The organism is Nonomuraea jiangxiensis, assembly GCF_900099965.1.
Classification (GTDB): domain Bacteria; phylum Actinomycetota; class Actinomycetes; order Streptosporangiales; family Streptosporangiaceae; genus Nonomuraea; species Nonomuraea jiangxiensis.
Genome location: NZ_FNDJ01000031.1, coordinates 61,105 through 78,777, shown reverse-complemented (window position 1 = coordinate 78,777; position 17,673 = coordinate 61,105). Strand labels below are relative to the sequence as shown.

Genomic DNA, 17,673 nt, shown 5'->3' with positions numbered 1-17,673 from the left:
TATGTCATCTGCTGACAAGGCGCGACGGTGGCGGCGGATCCTGTCCGAGCTGCGGCCCGAGCTGCCCGGAGAGTGGTCCGTCCGGGGCACCGGCGTCGGCACCGTCTTGGTCCGGGAGTTGGCCGGCCGAGCGCCTCGCCGACGTGGCCGAGCGGGACTTCGCCCAGGATCCGCGGCGCCGCCGCACTCACTGGCACCAGCTCCCCGGGTGGCGGGTGGTCAACGGCTCGGCATCACCGGTCGAGCCGAAGCTCGACAAGGTTCTCACGGCGTAGCCCGTACGTTCCGGGCGGCCGCGGCGTCGGTTGGCGACTCAAAGCATTGAGCATAGGCCAAAAACTGATACATGTAGATATCTTTCATTAGCGTTCCCAAATTGGTTGAATATCTTCACCTGCGCACCCCTCAATCCCCCCGGAGGGAACAGCTCGTGAAAATCATCACCCGCTTATCGGCCGCCGTTGTCGCGGCCTCCCTGGTTCTGCTCGGCTCCGCCGCCCCCGCGGCGGCCGCGACCACCACGGTCGACAACGCCACCGCCGGACGGTTCATCGCCAGCGCCGACTGGGGCACGTCGGCATGGTCCACGCAGCGGTACGGCGCCGACTACCGCTTCGCGACGCCGAACACCGTCGCGAGCGACGCCGCCTGGTTCAAGGCGTCGATCGCCGCGGCCGGAGCTCACCTGGTCGAGGTCTGGTATCCGGCGGACGCCGGCTACAACAGCGCCACCCCGTTCATGGTGGCCACCACCGAGGGCACCCGCAGTGTCGTCGTCGACCAGCGCGCCAACGGCGGTCGCTGGGTCAGCCTCGGCACGTTCCCCCTGGCCGCCGGCGACTACAACGTGGTCGGCGTCAGCCGCTGGACCAGCCAGCCCGGCTACGTCGTCGCCGACGCGGTCCGGATCACCTCGTCGACCGGGGCGGTCTCGTTCTCGCTGCCCCTTCCGCGGACTGCGCTGCCGCGCAGTGAGTACGACGACCCGCACCACGACTATCCCGCCATCGACCTCCCGGTCGGCACCGGCACCCCGGCGTACGCGGTGCGCGCCGGCACGGTGACGGTCATCGACGACAGCTCGTGCGGGCGCGGCATCAACCTGACCGGAACCGACGGGGCCATCTACACGTACTGCCACTTCTCGTCGTGGTCGGTCTCCAACGGCGCGTCGGTCGGCGCCGGGCAGCAGATCGGGCTGACCGGCAACACCGGCAACTCGACCGGTCCGCATCTGCACTTCGGCATCCGCACCGGCAGCGTCCGGCGGTGCCCGCAGAACTTCCTGCTGGCCGTCTATGACGGCGCCACGCCGCCGGCGGCGAGCAGCCTGCCCACCACGGGCTGCTCCTACGTCAGCCTTTCGCCGGAGCCGGTCATCCCGCTCGGCTAACGGTGTCAACGGCGAGCCCGCCGGCGCCCAGCCGGCGGGCTCAGCCGACTTCCCCTCCAGCCCCATGTCCCGGCGCCGCCCCCGCCCGGCGACCGCATCGCGCGCCACCTGCGGGTACGGCGGCGCGCAGCTGATCGTGCAGGTCCCTCTTCAGCGCGATCGCCTCCATGGCGGCGTTGCCCCCGGCGAAGAAGACCCGGTCCCATGCCTGCTCCCAGCCGACGCTCAGCGCTGACGGCCGACAGGCGGCCCGGCGACTGATGACCCGCCTCCCCGAGGACGCCTGCCTCGTCTCCAGCGACGAGCCGAAGGCCCGGCAGACGCTGGGCGGCGACGACCCAGTCACGCGCGATCACCGGTTCAACGAGGTCCCCCGCGCGAAGCCGTGGGAGGGCGACTACCGCGAGCTGCGACGCGCCTACGTGGACGGCGCGGATCACGTGGACTGGGAGCCGCGGGTCGAGATCGCCGCGCGCTTCGCCGCCGGGATCACCGAGCACCTCGCGCTCGCCGGCGAGCGCCCGCTCACTGCCCGCCTTCGGCGAAGCCTGACCGCGGTCGTGCCGTGAGGACGGTGGCCCGGCACCATGGAAGGTTTATGCCTTTGCGTTTACGCTTGTGGCGCTAATTTTCACCAGCGAGGTGGAGGGACGCAGTGAATCTGCCGCTCGTCCGGCGGCTCACCGCCACAGCAGCAATTCTCACCCTGTTATCCATCTGTTTGACCGTGCCCGCGTCAGCCCAGGCGACGAACGCGCCCGGCGGCATGCACCGGTTCGTGGTCTCCATCGGCCGGGTCGATCCCGCCGTACGAACCAACTGGATACGGCTGGGCACCTATTCGTTCACCGCGACCAACGAGGTCACCGAATCCCACTGGCACTGGACGCAGCGCGAGCGGGTCGGCTACAGCTACACCGGTGTACGGGCGGCCAACTGCGCCGCTCGCGACTGCGTCGTGCAGACCGGCAACGGCTTCCAGAGCACCAGCGCCCCCGACCGGCTCCACGGCACGTACGTGGTGACCGGAACGGTGCTCCGCATCACCTGGGACAGCGGCATCTGGGAAGAATGGGACGTCAGCCAGGCGGCTTCCGGCAAGCTGGCGAAGCTCACCTTCCGCGCGACGTCGTTCGGAGCGACGCACGGCTTCGGTTACGGCAGCAACGCCGCCTGGAGCACGCGCGCCTCGATGTCCCAGCTCGCCTCCGCCGACCACGGCAGCTTCGTCCACACCTATTACCTGTGGAAGACCGACTCCCGCCAGGTGCCGTACGTCGACCATGGTGACGGGAGCCCCTTCTGGTACCGGACCTTCACGGTGTGCACCGGAGCCCGCTGCATGGCCGGCCGGACCAGTACCGCCCAGTATTACGTGTCGTTCCCCAACACCACCTCCAACGACCGCCGTGACGCCCTCTGGCACTGGTTCGCCGCGAACGCGGACGGCCGCGGCGAGTACTGCTACACGGGCAACTCCCACGTCAAGCCGCTCCTGCAGATCATCGACGAGGACGGGGTGTTCCACGGCTGGGTCGGCGTCGAGGCGTCGATCAACCACTCCGTGCCGTCGCAGGGCACCAGCGCCGATGACATCGGCGTGTTCAAGATCGCCGACGTCTGATCCGTTCCTTCCGCCCGCAGGCCGCGAGGGCCGGTCCACCGCGGCCTGCGGGCGCGAACACGCCACGCCGCCCGGGCCACGCCCACGGTGACGGGCTCACTGCCACCGTGTTCTCGTTGTTAACGAAGTCAAGCCGGCGTGTTAAGACCGAATCATGAATATTAGTCGCCGCGCACTTTTAGGCGCGGTCGTGCCGGTCACAGCGGCCACGGGGCTGGTCGCGGGCACCGGTGCGGCCGCCGGGACAGTGGGTAAGGAGGCGGTGGCCGCCGCGCTGAGGACGACGGCGGACAGCGAGTACGACGGCTCCGACCTGTGGTTACGGTATGTGCCGGTCGAAGACCCGGGCCTTCTCCGGAAATATCGGGAAACGGTCACCACCGTCATCGTGGAGAACGCCGGACGGAACAAGGTGCACCGCCACACCCCGGACCTCAGCATGGCACCCGGATCGACCGAGCGACTCGTGGAGACCACCCTGGAGGCGGCCAGGGACGAACTGGTCAGGGGTCTCAAGGGCCTGCTGGACCGGGCGGTGCCGGTGACGACGGAGCCGGGTGACCGGCCCCCCGACGGCGCCGTGATCGTGGGGACCCGTGACAGCTCGAAGGTCGTACGGCAGCACATCCCGGCCGGCGATCTGACCCCCCTCGGCGACGCCGGCTACCTCATCCGCTCGTTCACCAGGGGGACGCAGGGGTTCACCGTCATCGCCGGCAACACGGAGACCGGGGCCCTGTACGGGACGTTCGCCTTCCTGCGCCGCCTGCAGACGCACAAGACCATCACCAGGCTGGACATCTCCGAGTCCCCCAGGATCAGGAACCGCCACCTGAACAACTGGGAGACCGTACGCCTCTACGCCGGCAACAACGCCTCGGGAACGGGCGGCCTGAACGGCGAGAACGGGACGATCTTCAACTTCGCCGCCAGGGGGGAGAGCGCCGGCCGGAACCTGCCGGTCATCCTCGACCGCTACATCGTGGTGGCGCGGGCGATGGCGTCCGTGGGGATCAACGGCATCACGATCAACCTCGTCAACGCCGACAACGTCTATCTCACGCCGCGGTACATCGCGCAGGAGGCGGCGCTGGCCGACGCGCTGCGACCGTACGGAATCAAGATCGCCCTGGCCATCAACTACACGGCCCCCACCGACCCCCGGTTCGCGCCGGACACGCTGACGAACGAGCAGCTGGACCCGCACGGCGAGGACTTCAGGGGATGGTGGAACCGGCGGGCGGGGCTGTTGCGGGCGGCCATCCCGGACTTCACGGGCTTCACCGTGAAGGCCAACTCCGAAGGCCAGCCGGGACCCCAGGACTTCGGCGACGACCACGGGGACGGCGCCAACGCCATCGCGGCGGCGGTGGCGCCGCTCGGCATGAAGATCTACTGGCGCACCTTCGTCTACAACGCCGAGGTGGACGAGGACCGGCTCAAGAGGGCGTACCTGGAGTTCGGGTACATCGACGACGAGCGCCAGTCCGACGGGACGCGAGGCCGCTTCCTGGACAACGTGTTCCTTCAGACCAAGAACGGCCCCCTGGACTTCCAGGCCCGCGAGCCCATCCACCCGATGTTCGGCCGGATGGAGAACACCAACCAGGCACTCGAACTGCAGGTCACCCAGGAGTACACCGGCCAGGACGAGATGCTGTGCTACCTGGGCCCCATGTGGGAGGAGGCCCTGAAGACCGACACCTACGCCACCGACGAGCGCGGCCGGCTGCTCGGCAAGCGGCTGATGGGCCACATCGTGGACGGAACCGCGCAGGGCCACGCGGACACCGCCATCATCGGCGTGGCCAACCTGGGCAACGCGGACAACCTGACCGGCCACCACTTCGCCCAGGCGAACCTGTTCGCCTTCGGCCGCCAGTCCTGGGACTGGACGCTGGACTCCGCGGACATCGCGGCCGACTGGGTCCGGATGACCTGGAGCAACCGTACGAACGTGGTGGGCACCATCGTGAAGATGATGATGGGCTCCTGGGAAGCGCTGGTGAGCTATCAGACCCCGTTCGGCATGGCCCACCAGTTCCGGTCCAGCGACCACTACGGCCCCAACCCCGCGGAAAGGCTCGCACGGGACGACTGGAGCCCCGTGTACTACAACAGGGCGGACAGCGCCGGCCTCGGCTACGACCGCTCTCCCACCGGCAGCGACTTCACCGCCCAGTACTTCCCCACGCTGGCGGCGAGATACGGCGACATCGACACCGTCCCCGAGAACCTGCTGATGTGGTTCCACCACGTGCCCTGGGACCGCCGGATGCGGAGCGGCCGGATCTTCTGGGACGACCTGGTCTACCGCTACCAGATGGGCGTCCAGTACGTCACCTGGATGCGGCTGACCTGGGAGGCCCTGCGACCCTCCATCGACGCCCGCCGCTTCGCCGAGGTCAGGGCCAAGCTCGCCATCCACGAAGCCGACGCCGGTGACTGGCGGGACACCTGTGTGACCTACTGGAAGTCGTTCAGCGGCAGGGACGACCCCGTGGACGACGGGCCCCTGTCGATCGCGATCGTGGTCGGCGGGCGGAGGATCGGCGCCTTCGACCTGTCGGCTCCGTCGTATTCGATTCCCGTGCGCCGCGGCGCCTCACCGAAGATCACCAAGGTCATCCCGGCCGACCGGGCGGCGCGGTACGAGATCCTCTCCCAGGCCGACGGCGTTCCCGGCCAGGCCGTCGTCAGGGTCACCAAGGAGGACTTCTTCGGACCCCTCGTGAAGGACTACGTCTTCGTCATGCGGCCCACCTGATGTCACCGGCGACCCCGGGCGGCCTCAAGGAGGTCCGCCCGGGGTCGCCGGCTTCTCCCCACGGCTATGCGCGTGTCGCGGTCAGGACGGCGACGCTCGCGTCGAGGCGTACTCCTCTGCCGTCCCAGCACGTGGTCAGCTCCTCGCGTACGGCGCGGCGCACGGCCTCGACGACCTCCGGCGGTGCGCCCTGGAGTTGGCTCGCCAGCGGCCCGCTCGCGACGAACTCGTCGGCGATCGTCTCGGGCGGGGTGCCGGGGCCGCGCGCGTACAGCGGAACCCGGTGCCGGCGCAGGCCGGGGTCCTCCCATGCCGCCTTGGCCAGGATGCCCAGGGTCTCGTCGGTGGCGAAACCGAACGGCGCGGCGTCGGGTGGCCCGGCGTCGAGCGTCCACCCGTACGACGCCGCCGTCTCGACGGCCACGGTGAGGTTGAGCTGCAGGAAGGGCGACTCGTCCCTGAAGGTCCACACCACGGCGCAGAACCGGCCGCCGGGGCGGGTGGCGGCGGCGAGGTTGGCGAACGCCTCGACGGGCTCGTCGAAGAACATGACGCCGAGCCGGGAGATCACGGCGTCGGCCGCCGCGGCGGGGAAGGCATGGCGCTGGGCGTCGGCCACGGCCCAGGTGATGGGTGCCGTGTCCGGATCGTGCGTACCGGCCGGGTGGTGGCGGGCGTGCTCGATGGCGTTGCGGGCGGCGTCGATCCCGAGGACCTGGCCGGTCCCGCCGACGAGGCTCGCGGCCCGCCGGGTGGTGTCGCCGGTGCCGCAGCCGACGTCGATGACGCTCTCGCCCGGTCGCAGGCCGGCGGCGGGGAACAGGACGTCGTTGAGCGGCGCGAGCTGGGCTTCGATCGGCCCGGCGAGCGGCAGCCAGGTCGCGGCCGCTTCGGTGCACCGGTCGACGACGGCGGCGGCCCGGTCGTCAGGCATCGGCGATGACCTCCTCCAGCCGGTCGAGCAGCGAACTCCAGCCCGCGCGGACGCCGTCACGGTCCGCCACGGTGTCCAGCCGCTCGTGCAGGAGGGTCAGCTCGGTGGACCTGTCACCGAGGGCGCGGAATTCGACCGTCAGCAGTTGCTCGGACGGGTCGGCGAGCGGTTGCGGCCCCCGGTAGATCCAGGTCATCACGATCTTCTCGGCCGGTATCAGCTCGAGGATCTCGCAGTGGTTCTCGTGGCGGCCGCCGTCCTGGTCGATCACCACGGTGTGGTGCCGGCCGCCCACCCGCGGATCGACCTCGACCTCGGCCAGCCGGGACCCGGCCGGGGCGTACCACCGCATGAGGAGGTCGGGGTCGAGGAACGCGGCGTACACCGCCTCGGCCGGGCCGGAGATGACCCGCTTCATGCGCACCGCGAGGGCCCCGGTTCGTGTCTGGTTCATGAGTCTTCTTCCTCGTCGTCATCGTTCGCGAAAAGCGCCTCCAGGGCGTCGAGTCGCCGGCTCCAGAGCCGTTCGTAGGTGCGGATCCACTCGTACGCCTCGGAGAGCGGCTCGGCGTCGATCCGGCACATCCTGGTGCGGCCGGACAGGGTCAGCCGCACCAGACCGGCGCTTTCCAGCACGTGAACATGCTTGGCCGCCGCCGCCAGCGACATGCGATGCGGGCGCGCCAGGTCGCTGATGGACGTCGGCTCGCGGGCCAGGGTCCGCAGCATCTGGCGGCGCGCGGGATGTGCCAGCGCGCGGAACACGTCGTCCAGTTGCTCGGCAGTTCGCTCAACCACCTGGTTGAGCTTAGGCGGAGACCGCGTTAAGGTCAACCGGGTGGTTGAGTTTCTGAAGCGAACGGCGACCGGCCCTCAGGAGCCGAGGGCGCGGTGGAGGAAGGCGGCGGTGGCCTCGGCGGCCTGGGTGACGTACGGCTCCACGTCGTACAGGTCGATGTGCCGGCCGGCGTCCAGCCAGAGTATCTCCTTGGGGCCGGGCGCGCGCTCGTACAGCTCCCGGGCGAGGTCGGGGGAGCAGTAGCGGTCGGTTCTGCCGTGGACGACCAGGAGCGGGGTCGCGGCCAGGAGGTCGGCCGCGCCGAGGGCGTCGAAGGTCATCAGCGAGTGGAGTGATCCCCTGGTGACGTCGTTGTGCCAGCGCGGCGAGGCGGACCGGGCGGTGCCGTAGTAGGCGTACGGCTCGTCGCCTCCCATGGCGGCCTCACCGCCGTCCGGCGCCACCGCGGGAATGCGCTCGTCGTAACGGTCCAGGAAACCCCCGAGCGCGGACCGGTACGCGCCGATGCCCATGTTCCGGACCACGGCGACCGGGCTGTTGTAGGCCGCCGCGATGCCGGCCACCGCCCTGACCCGGGGGTCGGCGGCGGCGGCGCGCACCGCGTAGCCGCCGCCGAGGCACACCCCGACGACGCCGATCCGGTCGGTGTCCACCTCGGGCCGGTCGGCCAGCACGCCGACCGCGGCCCTCAGGTCGGCCAGCTTCCCCTGGCTGTCCTCGTGCCGGCGGCGTCCGCCGCTCTCGCCGAATCCCCGATGGTCGAAGGCGAGGGTCACCAGCCCGGCCCGGGCGAGCAGCGTGGCGTAGGTGCCGGTGACCTGTTCCTTCACCCCGGTGAAGGGTCCCGTGAGCGCCACGGCCGGCCGCGCGCGGCCACTTCCTTCCGGAACGCGGAGCTCGCCGACCAGCTCGATGCCTTCGCTGTCGAACGTGATCCGCTCGGTCCTGACCGCCGGCACGGCCCCTCCGTCCGCCGGGATCGCGGTCGTCGTCATGAGGCGAGCTCCGCGGCGACGGCGTCCGCGCCCAGGCCGACCAGCCAGCCGAGCGGGGCGTCGGGCACGAAGCCGGCCATGATCTGCTCCAGCTCCAGCTTCTGCGCCTCGCTCAGGCTCGGCGCCCCCGCGGCCAGGCGCCGGACCGTCTCGCGGTACATGAGCAGATACTGCCGCTGCCGGGTGAGCAGGCCGGCATCGCCGGGCGCGCCGTGACCCTGGTACAGCGGGACCCTGGCCAGCGCGCGCGTCAGGCGATCGAGTACGGCCAGCCACGCGCCGGAGTGGCCGTCCGTGGTGTAGGAGTGCACGCCGTCGAAGGCCAGGTCCCCGATGAAGGCGATCCGCCGGTCGCCGGACTCGACGAGGAAGTAGGAATCGGCATGGCTCTCGGCGGGACCGACATCATGCGCCTGAATGCGCAGGCCGGCGACCTCCACCGCCTCGCCGTCGTCCAGCGTACGATCCGGCACCCGGAACCGGTCCGGCCATTCCTCGCCGTAGACGGGCCGCCACTGTTCCCGCTTGGCGACCGCGGTCTCCTCGATCACCTTGGCGACCGGCGCGGTGGCGTGGACCGGCACCTCGTCGCCGGCCACGTACGGCAGGCCGTTGAAGTGATCCGGATGAGGATGCGTCACGAACGCCGCCACCAGTGGCTTGCGCAACGCCTTGAGCCGGGCGGCCAGCGCCCGCGCGTCCGACACCAGCAACCCGGCATCGACGAGCACCACGGCCTCCTCCGTCTCCAGCAGGTAGCTGTTGACGAAGAGTCCGGGCTGCGCCGCCGTGTACCTGTGAACCATGAGCTCTGTCATGATCGGGACATTAGGAGGCCGGTTTCGGTCGTGACCAGAAGGCACTTCGCGGTGCCCTACGAGCGGGAGCCCCATGGCACTGGTGATACCCGACGTCCTGGAGGAAAGCTGTACGACCCGGCAGGCGCTGGAACGCCTTGCCGCCAAGTGGCGGGTCCTGCTGATCTACGCGCTGCTGGCCGGGCCGCAACGACATGCCGAGCTGCGCCGCCGGCTGCCCGGCATCACGCAGAAGGTCCTGACGGAGACACTGCGGGGGATGGAGAGCGACGGGCTGGTCGAACGACGGGTGCTCAAGGACACGGCTCCCCAGCACGTCGAGTACGCCCTGACCCCGCTCGGCGAAACGCTGCAGGAGCCGCTCTCGGCGATCTGCGCCTGGGCGGTGGAAGACGCCGGCCCGCCAAGGCGGACAAGGTAGGGAGGACCCCACCCCCAACAGGCGGGCACACGTGACTGATCGGCAGCGGGCTTCCCGACACAGTGAGGGCATGACGAAATTGCTCGCCGCCGCTGTCGCCGCCTGCCTGATCATCGCCCCTGTCGCCCCCGCCTTCGCCGCCGCCGCAAGACCCTCGCCCCAGTCCAGCCTTGACCGCCTGACCACCGAGGACGGCCTGGCGGGCGGGTTGAGCCAGGTGCGGAGCCGGGGAGGCACGCGCGTGACCTGGCGCTCCGGCACCGCGGAGCGGGGCACCGGGCAGCCGATGATCGGTCCCGAGGGACGGTTCCGGATCGCCAGCATGAGCAAGCCGATCATCGCCGCCACCGTGCTGCGGCTGGTGGACCAGAAGAAGATCGCTCTGGACGCGCCGGTGGAGCGTTACCTGCCCGGCGTGCTGCGCGGCAGCGGCGACGGCGCGGCGATAGACGGGCGGAAGATCACCGTCCGGATGCTGCTCCAGCAGACCAGCGGCCTGCCCGAGTTCGCCGACGCGATCGAGTGGAAGGAGCCGTTCCCGGACTACCTGCGGGTGGCGCTGGCGCTCAAGCCCACGCCCCGCGGCTCTTTCGCCTATGCCAACACCAACTACCTGGTCCTCGGCATGATCGTGACCGAGGTGACGGGCAAGGACTTCCGGCAGGCGAGCCGGGACCTGATCCTGGGGCCGTACGGGATGCGGGACACGTACTGGCCGGCCAAGGGGGACTATGGCATCCGCGGCCCGCACGCGTACACCTACGGGGTGCATCCCGGCCACCCGCAGGACGGCGAGGTGGACCTGACCGACCAGCTGCCCACCTACGAGTTCGGGCCCAGCGGCGGCCTCGTCTCCACCCCCGAGGACCTGAACCGGTTCTGGCGCGAGGCCCCGCTGGGCAGGATGACCGCCACGACGGTGGCGGTCGAGCAGGACGGCTGGCCCGCGGGCGCCCGCTACGGCCTCGGGGTGGCCCGGATGAGGTCGAGCTGCGGCTACGCCTACTTCCACGGTGGCGACATGCCGGGAGCCTCGGTGCTCAGCGGGCGGGACCGGGCCGGGCGCGCGGCCACCGTCTACGTCACCGGCCTGGCCGACACCCCCGCCAAGCGGCAGCACCTGATCGATGCCTTCGACGCCGCCATGTGCGCCCGCTGAGTCCGGGGGCGGCCGGCGCGCGGGCGTGCTCGGGGGGTGCCGTACCTGTGTAAAGATCGGTGCGTGGGCAGGCGAGGGGTGGGACGGCCGCGTGCCGTCGCGCGTCCCGCGACCGGCCTGTCCCCGCGCGAGGAGCTGCTCGCGGCGGCGGCGGAGCTGTTCACCGTCAACGGTTACAGCGCCACCACCACCCGGGAGGTCGCCGAGCGGGCCGGGATCCGGCAGGCGACTCTCTACCACTACTTCAGGGGCAAGGAGGAGCTGCTCGCCGAGCTGCTGGAGAGCACGGTGCGGCCGTCGCTGGAGGCCGCGCGCCTGCTCGCCGCCTCCGACGCCCCTGCGGGGGCGCGGCTCTGGGCCCTGGCACACCGCGACGCGACGCTGCTGTGCACGGGTGAGCACAACCTGGGCGCGCTCTACCTGCTGCCAGAAGCCGACCGGTTCCTCGGCTTCCAGGAGCTGCGGACCGCGCTCAAGCAGGCATACGCACACCTGCTCGCGCCGATCACCGCCGCGCTTCCGCAACACGAGCGCGACCTGCGCGCGGACCTGGTCTACTCCGTGGTGGAGAGCGTCATCCTGATCCGCAGGAACACCTCCGCCCGCGCGGTCGAGGGGATGGGGGAGGCGGTGGCCGACGCCGCGCTACGCGTTGGCGGTGTCGGTGAGGCCGACCTCGCCCACCTGCGGGAGCTGGGCCGCGCGCTGCTTCCCGGCCGCTGACCGGCGATACAGCACGCCCGCGCCCACCGCCGCGGCCAGGAACAGCGCCGTGAACCACTGGAAATACCACTCTCCACTGGCGGGGGCGTACACCTCGGCCCGCGGCCAGGCCAGGTTGACGGCCATGCCGACGCCGTAGACCACGGCCAGCACGTTGACCGGCAGGCCCCAGCGGCCCAGGGAGAACAGCGGCCTGCCGCTCTCGTCCACCCCCTTCGGGGCCCCGCCCTGCCACGACCCGCGCAGCCGCTGCCACAGCAGCGGTCCGGTCACCATCGCGTAGGCGAGGTACAGGGCCACGATGCAGGTGGTGCCGATCGCCAGGAAGGCGTCGGGCGAGACGAAGTTGATCGCCACGATGAGGGCCGCCAGGACGCCGGTGACCAGGGCGGGACCGGTCGGCATGCCGGTGCGGGGCGAGACCCGTCCCAGCCGGGCGGCGAAGGGGACGACGCCGTCGCGGGCCATCGAGAAGAGCATCCGGGTCGCGGAGGTCTGGATCGCCAGCGTCGCCACGCAGATCGCCACGACCACGTCGGCCAGCAGCAACCTGCCCACGCCGTCGCCGAGGGTGCTGGTCAGCACGTACGACAGGCCCTCGGTGGCCAGGCGGCCGTCGGTAAGGCTGGGCGCGGCCAGCAGCGCGGCGAAGACGATCAGGCAGGCGAGCAGCCCGGCCGCGCCGAGCGCGGTGATGATCGTACGCGGCGCGACGGCCGAGGCCCTGCGGGTCTCCTCGCTCAGCTCGCCCGCGCTGTCGAAGCCGATGAACACGTACGACGCGGCGAAGGCGGCCACCAGCAGGGCCGCGAAGGCGCCGCCGGGCAGACCCGTCTCGAAGGTGATGGTGGGCTCGCGGTCGGCGTGGGTGAGCAGCAGGACGACGATGAGGATCGCGCCGACGATCTCGGCGGTGACCCCGATGACGTTGATCCTGGCCATGATCTTGATGTCGAGCAGGTTGACCACGGTGGTGGCGGCGAGCAGGAGCACGCCGTACAGCGCGGCGTTGGCCGCGCCGTCCGCCGACACGGGCGAGGGGTCGGTGCCGATCAGCTGGAAGCCCGGCCAGATGGCCGGGAGCACGACCTGCAGCGCCAGCGCCGCTGCGGCGATCACCACGACCTGGCCGAGCACCATGATCCAGCCGGCGAACCAGCCGAACGTCGCATTGCCCACGCGGCTGGACCACTGGTAGATGGCCCCGGAGATCGGGTAGCGCGCGGCCAGCTCGGCGAAGCAGAGCGCGACCATGAGCTGGCCCGCCAGCACCAGCGGCCAGGTCCAGAAGAACGCCGGGCCGCCGAAGGAGAAGCCGAGGCCGAAGAACTGGAAGACCGTGGTGAGGACCGAGATGAAGGAGAATCCGGCCGCGAACGAGGCGTAGCGGCCCATGCTGCGGTGCAGTTCCTGCCGGTAGCCGAACTTCTGCAGAACGCTCTCGTCGGTGGAGGGTGAAGGCGTCATGGGCTCTCCCCGGGGGCAATTTCTGTCGATTGACAGATAAGTAACTTCGTTCTGTTGCCCCTACGTGTCCCGGCAGTTCCCCGGCGGTAACGCTGCCCTCACATCAGCGGCTGCGCGGTGCGCTCGCGGGGAGATCTAGCTTGCCGGAGATCTCCCGCTGCCGGGCGGCGGCTCGCAGCCCTTGCGGGAAGCAGTCCTCCACGACGGACAGGATGCCGCGCACGCTGCGGGCGACCCCCCGACGTCGGGCCGTTCGCCGATGTGCGGCGCTCGATGAACGCCCTGGGACGCTACGGCAGGCCCGAGGAGCCGGCCGCCGCAATCGCGTTTCTCGCCGGGCCCGAGGCCGGCTTCGTGACCGGCACCACGCTGAACGTGGACGGTGGCTTCAACGTCTGACGGGCCGCCGCGTCCAGGCGTGGAGCGCCGGCCGGACGTACCGCCAGGCGGGGGAGCGGCACGTCCGGCCGCCGGCTACTTCGTCCTGGTCTGGCGCTCGGTGACCAGGGTGAAGACCCGCTTGAACTCCGCGTACGCCTCCTCGCCGACCGCCCGCGCGTGCTCGGCCTCCATCTCCACGAGGACGGCGTCCGACTTCACCATGTGATCGCGGCCCAGTTCGGTGGGCACGATGAGCTTGGCCCGGCGGTCGGCGGGGTCCGGCCGGCGCTCCACGTAGCCGAGCGCCACCAGCTCGTCCACCAGGGTGCCGATCACCTGCTTGTGCTGGCCCGACTGCACGGCCAGGTCGGAGGCCCGGCTGCCCTCCACGTCGAGGTAGGCCAGTACGGCCCCGTGCCGCGGCCTGACCTGTGGATGCCCTAACTCCGACAGCCGGGAGTACAGCTCCTTCTGCAGGCTGAACAGGGTCCTGCTGGACAGGATCCCCAGGTCGGGCGCCTCCCGCTTGCGCTCGCTCCTACGCATCGCACGCCTCCGATTTAGTCACTAATTTTGACGGTCACTAATCTTTACTATATCGTCGTGGTGTGACGACGACAGTGGAAATCACCAGGTTCCGCGTCTCTCCCGAGCGCGCGGCGGACCTCCTGGCCGCCCGTAGCGGGATGATCGCGGACTTCCAGGCCGACCGGGACGGGTTCCTGGGCGCCAGGCTGATCCAACTGCCCGGCGGCGAATGGCTGGACCTCGTGGAGTGGCGCTCGCCCGCCGACTTCGCGGCCTCCCGCGCCAAGGGCGGCAATCTGCCCGGCATCCAGGCATTCTTCGCCCTGATCGACGAACTCGTTTCCACGGAAGAGGGGATATTGCGATGACCATCCTGATCACCGGTGCCAACGGCACCGTCTCCAGGGAAGTGCTGCGCTCGCTGGAGGGCACGGCGGACCTGCGGGTGCTGGTTCGCGACAGGGCCAAGGCGCCGTCGGGGGTCGAGGTGGCGGTCGGCGACCTCCACCACCCGCAGACGCTGGACAAGGCGTTCGAGGGCGTGGACACGGTGTGGCTGCTGGTCGCCATGGGTCCGGACTCCACGCACGCCAGCAGCAACGCGCTCTGGGCGGCCAAGAAGGCGGGCGTGCGGCACGTCGTCCGCATGTCGGCCATCGGCGCGGGGCACGACGCACCGACGCGCAACGGCCGGCTGCACGCTCTGTCGGACATCGAGCTCGCGGCCTCGGGCCTCGGCTGGACCGTCATCCGCCCGGGGAACTTCATGCAGAACCTTCTCGGCTCGGTCAACGGCGACACCTTCTACGGTGCTCCGGGGGAGGGGCGGCTCGGCATGATCGACGTGCGGGACATCGCCGACTTCGCCGCCGTCGTGCTCCGTGACCCCGCGCCCCACCAGGGCGAAACCTACACTCTCACGGGGCCGGAGCGGATCAGGCTGCGCGACATGGCGGACACGCTGTCGGAGGTGTACGGCAGGCCGATCGGCTATCAGCCGGTGAGCCCGGACGACGCCTACCCCGTGCTGCTCAAGGCCGGGATGAAGGAGTGGGACGCGGAGGTCACCAAGGAATACCTGGTGGCCTACGACGCGGGCTGGGGCGACTACACCACGCCCACGTACACCGCCGTGACCGGCCGTCCGGGCAGGACGTTCGCCGAGTTCGCCCGCGACTACGCCGACCGGCTCGGCGGGTGAGGCGATGGAGCATTCTTGCGGACCGCGAAATGCGCTGTTTCAGCAGGTCAGAGGCCATATGTGAACGCGCTGTTCGCGTTTGCCGGGGAAAAGACCTGCGGCTATAGGTAGGTGAATGCGGATTCTGATGACCGGAGCGACCGGAAACGTCGGCCGGCTCGTGACGGAGCGACTCGTGAAAGCGGGAGCCGACGTACGCGCCCTGACCAGAAGGCCGGGATCGGCGTCGCTGCCGGCGGGCGTCGAGGTGGTGGGCGGCGATCTGGAGCGACCGGCGAGCCTGCGGGCGGCGATGGCCGGTATGGAGCGGATGTACCTGTTCCCGGTGGCGGCCACCGCGCCGGCGGTCGTCGCACTGGCACGGGAGGCAGGGATACGCCGCATCGTCGTGCTGTCGTCCGGGGCGGTCACCGCCGGCTACGACACGGACTTCCATCTGCCGGTCGAGCGGGCGGTGGAGGACTCCGGTCTGGAATGGACGCACGTACGGCCCGGCGAGTTCATGCTGAACAAGCTGTGGTTGTGGGGGCCGTCGATCCGGGCCGAGCGCGTCGTGCGCGAGCCGTTCCCCGACGCGGCCTGGTGCCCGGTGCACGAGCGGGACGTCGCCGACGTCGCCACCCTCGCCCTGCTGGAGGACGGCCACCACGGGGCCGCGTACACGCTCAACGGGCCGGAGTTCGTCACCCGGCGGGCCCAGGTGCGGGCCATCGCCGGCGCCATCGGACGGGACATCGGCCTGGAGGTCGTCAGCGCTGCGGAGGCGCGGGAGCGCTACCTGGCCCAGGGCGGCTTCGCGGCGGCGAACGCCGACTTCCTCACCGGGTTCGAGGACTACTCGGGGGCGGAGCCCGACCCCTCCGAGGCCGTCGCGCCCGACCCGGCGTCCTTCGGGCCGATGCCCACCTCCGAGCAGGTCACCGGCCGGCCGGCCCGGACGTTCGCGGAATGGGCCCGCGACCACGCCCAGGACTTCCTCCCGCGCCCGACGCCGTGACCGCCGCGGCCGGGTCCGTACGGTTCCGCGGGCACGGCCGAGCCCGTCGGTGAGGTGCTGGACCGGGTGGAGGGCCTCCTCCTGCGGCACGACGGCATCGCAGCCAAGGCCGTCCGGGACGCCCCCAGACTGCGGGCGGTGGCGGTGGAACCGTCGGTGGCGATGGCGCGTACTCGAGGCGGGGCGGGTGCGCTGGCTGAAGGTCGTCAACTTGTATGAACAGGGTGAGGGCGGGCGCGGGTGAGGGTGGCGGCCGTCGCCAGTGCGGCCAGTGCCGCTACATCGGCCAGCGCTACCGAGGTCAGTTTCGGCTGCGCGCCCACGGTCGTCGCCACCAGGACGATGAAGGACACCTTGCCGATCACGGCGACGACCAGCACCGGCCTGCGCCAGTCCGGCACGGCGGCCGCCGCCAGGAGCGCGAGGCCGAGCAGCGCCAGCATGACCGCGCGATGCCGCAGCAGCAGCTCGCCGGTCACGTCGGTGTGCACGACTCCGTAGGCGGTGGCGAGTTGGGACGGTGCCAGCGCGATGAGTCCGGGCGCGAGGTTGAGCAGTCCCACGGCGACGAACAGCAGTGTCCCCGTGATGCGGGCGGCGGAGCGCACCGTATCCTCCTTGAACGTTCACGGATTTCCCATCAGCCTGGAGGAGGCCGTGTTGCCGGCGCTTCCACGAACCCGTCGCGCCGCCGCGGGGGCCACAGTGTGGTTGTGGCCGGGCCGTGCTCTGTACGCCGGGCCGTCCCTGCGCCTGGGACCGCACTCCGGCGCGGTCGCGTGCCTGGCCGTGGGCGTGGACGCGGCCTTCGCCGTCCAGGCGATGCCCGGCGGCGAGTTGCGGGCGCGCATCGCGCTCGTTCCTCCCCGGGTACGCCACCAGCTCACGGCGTACGGCGACCGCATGGCGTTCCTCTACCTCGATCCCGGTTCGGCGGACGACCGGGGGTGCCGCACCTGCTTCGCCGCCGGCGGGGAGGCCGTCCTGGCCGGACACCGGCACGAGGGTGACCTCCTCGCCTTGGCGGCCGGGTTGTCGGAGCACACGCCCGTCCCGCAGGTCACCGCCTGGATCGCCAAGGCCACCGGCCACGTCACGACGTCGTCCGCCGATCCGCGGATCACGGCCGCCACCGGCCGGCTCATGGACGCCGGCGAGCCGCTGCCGGCCGCCGCGCTGGCCGCCGAGCTGGGATTGTCGGAGTCACGCTTTCTGCGGCTGTTCAGGGACGGCACGGGCACGTCGTACCGCCGCTTCCGCCTGTGGACGCGGATGCACCGGGCCGCGCGGGCGGTGGCGGCCGGTCACAACCTCACCCGGGCGGCGGCCGACGGGGGCTTCGCCAGCCCGTCCCACCTGAGCACCGCGTTCCACGCGATGTTCGGTCTTCCGCCCAGCATCCTGCTCGCGCGGGACCTGACGATCCGCTGCCTGGACCAGCCACCTGGCGCCGTCACGTGATGCCG

Annotated in this window: 21 protein-coding genes; 13 read left to right on the top strand and 8 right to left on the bottom strand. The window is 70.9% G+C overall.

Annotated elements, in window-relative coordinates:
- The first annotated feature begins 143 nt into the window (after positions 1–143).
- The 5 genes from BLS95_RS59365 to BLS95_RS44425 all read left to right on the top strand — a co-directional run bounded on the left by BLS95_RS59365 (position 144) and on the right by BLS95_RS44425 (position 5,784).
- On the top strand, positions 144–275 hold the full coding sequence (locus BLS95_RS59365; RefSeq protein ID WP_281250110.1) for a hypothetical protein: 132 nt from the start codon (positions 144–146) through the stop codon (positions 273–275).
- A gap of 155 nt (positions 276–430) precedes the next feature.
- A complete protein-coding gene (locus BLS95_RS59360; RefSeq protein ID WP_143044146.1) occupies positions 431–1,393 on the top strand; it encodes a golvesin C-terminal-like domain-containing protein in 963 nt (320 codons plus the stop codon).
- Between the two features lie 167 nt (positions 1,394–1,560).
- Complete coding sequence (locus BLS95_RS44435) at positions 1,561–1,962, top strand: histidine phosphatase family protein (RefSeq protein WP_143044145.1); 402 nt, start codon at positions 1,561–1,563, stop codon at positions 1,960–1,962.
- A gap of 86 nt (positions 1,963–2,048) precedes the next feature.
- On the top strand, positions 2,049–3,017 hold the full coding sequence (locus BLS95_RS44430; RefSeq protein ID WP_143044144.1) for a hypothetical protein: 969 nt from the start codon (positions 2,049–2,051) through the stop codon (positions 3,015–3,017).
- Positions 3,018–3,207: 190 nt separating this feature from the next.
- Positions 3,208–5,784, top strand: a complete 2,577-nt coding sequence (locus tag BLS95_RS44425; RefSeq protein ID WP_218136281.1) for an alpha-glucuronidase family glycosyl hydrolase — start codon at positions 3,208–3,210, stop codon at positions 5,782–5,784.
- 64 nt (positions 5,785–5,848) lie between these two features.
- Here the strand turns inward: BLS95_RS44425 and BLS95_RS44420 are convergent, their stop codons facing one another.
- The 5 genes from BLS95_RS44420 to BLS95_RS44400 form a co-directional block, all read right to left on the bottom strand.
- A complete protein-coding gene (locus BLS95_RS44420) occupies positions 5,849–6,718 on the bottom strand; it encodes a class I SAM-dependent methyltransferase (RefSeq protein WP_090945639.1) in 870 nt (289 codons plus the stop codon).
- A complete protein-coding gene (locus BLS95_RS44415) occupies positions 6,711–7,172 on the bottom strand; it encodes an SRPBCC family protein (protein ID WP_090945638.1) in 462 nt (153 codons plus the stop codon). Before BLS95_RS44415 ends, BLS95_RS44420 begins: the two co-directional genes overlap by 8 nt.
- Positions 7,169–7,516 (bottom strand): ArsR/SmtB family transcription factor, encoded by a 348-nt coding sequence (locus BLS95_RS44410; RefSeq protein WP_090945637.1) that lies wholly within the window; start codon positions 7,514–7,516, stop codon positions 7,169–7,171. Before BLS95_RS44410 ends, BLS95_RS44415 begins: the two co-directional genes overlap by 4 nt.
- A gap of 75 nt (positions 7,517–7,591) precedes the next feature.
- Positions 7,592–8,512 carry an alpha/beta hydrolase gene (locus BLS95_RS44405; protein WP_090945636.1) on the bottom strand — a complete coding sequence of 307 codons (921 nt, stop codon included), beginning with the start codon at positions 8,510–8,512 and terminating at the stop codon, positions 7,592–7,594.
- A complete protein-coding gene (locus BLS95_RS44400) occupies positions 8,509–9,330 on the bottom strand; it encodes an MBL fold metallo-hydrolase (RefSeq protein WP_176993715.1) in 822 nt (273 codons plus the stop codon). Before BLS95_RS44400 ends, BLS95_RS44405 begins: the two co-directional genes overlap by 4 nt.
- A 73-nt stretch (positions 9,331–9,403) precedes the next feature.
- On the opposite strand from BLS95_RS44400, the gene BLS95_RS44395 reads away from it, so the two are divergent.
- The 3 genes from BLS95_RS44395 (at position 9,404) to BLS95_RS44385 (ending at position 11,633) form a co-directional block, all read left to right on the top strand.
- Positions 9,404–9,751 carry a winged helix-turn-helix transcriptional regulator gene (locus BLS95_RS44395; RefSeq protein WP_090945634.1) on the top strand — a complete coding sequence of 116 codons (348 nt, stop codon included), beginning with the start codon at positions 9,404–9,406 and terminating at the stop codon, positions 9,749–9,751.
- 70 nt (positions 9,752–9,821) lie between these two features.
- Entirely contained in the window at positions 9,822–10,910 is a 1,089-nt protein-coding gene (locus tag BLS95_RS44390) for a serine hydrolase domain-containing protein (protein ID WP_090945633.1), read from the top strand.
- Between the two features lie 63 nt (positions 10,911–10,973).
- Complete coding sequence (locus BLS95_RS44385; protein ID WP_218136280.1) at positions 10,974–11,633, top strand: TetR/AcrR family transcriptional regulator; 660 nt, start codon at positions 10,974–10,976, stop codon at positions 11,631–11,633.
- On the opposite strand, the gene BLS95_RS44380 is transcribed toward BLS95_RS44385, so the two are convergent.
- Complete coding sequence (locus BLS95_RS44380) at positions 11,556–13,100, bottom strand: amino acid permease (RefSeq protein ID WP_090945631.1); 1,545 nt, start codon at positions 13,098–13,100, stop codon at positions 11,556–11,558. The genes BLS95_RS44385 and BLS95_RS44380 overlap by 78 nt on opposite strands.
- 117 nt (positions 13,101–13,217) lie before the next feature.
- Here BLS95_RS44380 and BLS95_RS59660 point away from each other — a divergent pair, with 117 nt between their 5' ends.
- Positions 13,218–13,499 carry an SDR family oxidoreductase gene (locus BLS95_RS59660; RefSeq protein WP_342742825.1) on the top strand — a complete coding sequence of 94 codons (282 nt, stop codon included), beginning with the start codon at positions 13,218–13,220 and terminating at the stop codon, positions 13,497–13,499.
- A 75-nt stretch (positions 13,500–13,574) separates the two neighbouring features.
- Here BLS95_RS59660 and BLS95_RS44370 read toward each other — a convergent pair whose 3' ends face one another.
- Complete coding sequence (locus BLS95_RS44370; protein ID WP_090945629.1) at positions 13,575–14,027, bottom strand: MarR family winged helix-turn-helix transcriptional regulator; 453 nt, start codon at positions 14,025–14,027, stop codon at positions 13,575–13,577.
- A 62-nt stretch (positions 14,028–14,089) separates the two neighbouring features.
- Here BLS95_RS44370 and BLS95_RS44365 point away from each other — a divergent pair, with 62 nt between their 5' ends.
- The 3 genes from BLS95_RS44365 to BLS95_RS44355 all read left to right on the top strand — a co-directional run bounded on the left by BLS95_RS44365 (position 14,090) and on the right by BLS95_RS44355 (position 16,207).
- Positions 14,090–14,377, top strand: a complete 288-nt coding sequence (locus BLS95_RS44365) for an antibiotic biosynthesis monooxygenase family protein (RefSeq protein WP_090945628.1) — start codon at positions 14,090–14,092, stop codon at positions 14,375–14,377.
- Positions 14,374–15,210: an SDR family oxidoreductase gene (locus tag BLS95_RS44360; RefSeq protein WP_245765668.1), complete on the top strand. Its 837-nt coding sequence runs from the start codon at positions 14,374–14,376 to the stop codon at positions 15,208–15,210. The genes BLS95_RS44365 and BLS95_RS44360 overlap by 4 nt, the downstream gene beginning before the upstream one ends.
- Before the next feature lie 115 nt (positions 15,211–15,325).
- Positions 15,326–16,207: an SDR family oxidoreductase gene (locus BLS95_RS44355; RefSeq protein WP_090945627.1), complete on the top strand. Its 882-nt coding sequence runs from the start codon at positions 15,326–15,328 to the stop codon at positions 16,205–16,207.
- A gap of 206 nt (positions 16,208–16,413) precedes the next feature.
- Here BLS95_RS44355 and BLS95_RS44350 read toward each other — a convergent pair whose 3' ends face one another.
- Entirely contained in the window at positions 16,414–16,815 is a 402-nt protein-coding gene (locus BLS95_RS44350) for a hypothetical protein (RefSeq protein ID WP_090945626.1), read from the bottom strand.
- Between the two features lie 10 nt (positions 16,816–16,825).
- On the opposite strand from BLS95_RS44350, the gene BLS95_RS44345 reads away from it, so the two are divergent.
- The gene (locus BLS95_RS44345) at positions 16,826–17,668 is read left to right on the top strand and encodes a helix-turn-helix domain-containing protein (protein ID WP_218136279.1); all 843 of its coding nucleotides are present in this window, start codon (positions 16,826–16,828) and stop codon (positions 17,666–17,668) included.
- Positions 17,669–17,673 lie beyond the last annotated feature (5 nt).

Excerpts from the sequence above, each read along its gene's own strand:
- BLS95_RS44435 (WP_143044145.1), top strand. The coding sequence starts at position 1,561 with ATGGCGGCGTTGCCCCCGGCGAAGAAGACCCGGTCCCATGCCTGCTCC.
- BLS95_RS44420 (WP_090945639.1), bottom strand. The coding sequence starts at position 6,718 with ATGCCTGACGACCGGGCCGCCGCCGTCGTCGACCGGTGCACCGAAGCG.
- BLS95_RS44415 (WP_090945638.1), bottom strand. The coding sequence starts at position 7,172 with ATGAACCAGACACGAACCGGGGCCCTCGCGGTGCGCATGAAGCGGGTC.
- BLS95_RS44405 (WP_090945636.1), bottom strand. The coding sequence starts at position 8,512 with ATGACGACGACCGCGATCCCGGCGGACGGAGGGGCCGTGCCGGCGGTC.
- BLS95_RS44400 (WP_176993715.1), bottom strand. The coding sequence starts at position 9,330 with ATGACAGAGCTCATGGTTCACAGGTACACGGCGGCGCAGCCCGGACTC.
- BLS95_RS44395 (WP_090945634.1), top strand. The coding sequence starts at position 9,404 with ATGGCACTGGTGATACCCGACGTCCTGGAGGAAAGCTGTACGACCCGG.
- BLS95_RS44390 (WP_090945633.1), top strand. The coding sequence starts at position 9,822 with ATGACGAAATTGCTCGCCGCCGCTGTCGCCGCCTGCCTGATCATCGCC.
- BLS95_RS44380 (WP_090945631.1), bottom strand. The coding sequence starts at position 13,100 with ATGACGCCTTCACCCTCCACCGACGAGAGCGTTCTGCAGAAGTTCGGC.
- BLS95_RS44370 (WP_090945629.1), bottom strand. The coding sequence starts at position 14,027 with ATGCGTAGGAGCGAGCGCAAGCGGGAGGCGCCCGACCTGGGGATCCTG.
- BLS95_RS44360 (WP_245765668.1), top strand. The coding sequence starts at position 14,374 with ATGACCATCCTGATCACCGGTGCCAACGGCACCGTCTCCAGGGAAGTG.
- BLS95_RS44355 (WP_090945627.1), top strand. The coding sequence starts at position 15,326 with ATGCGGATTCTGATGACCGGAGCGACCGGAAACGTCGGCCGGCTCGTG.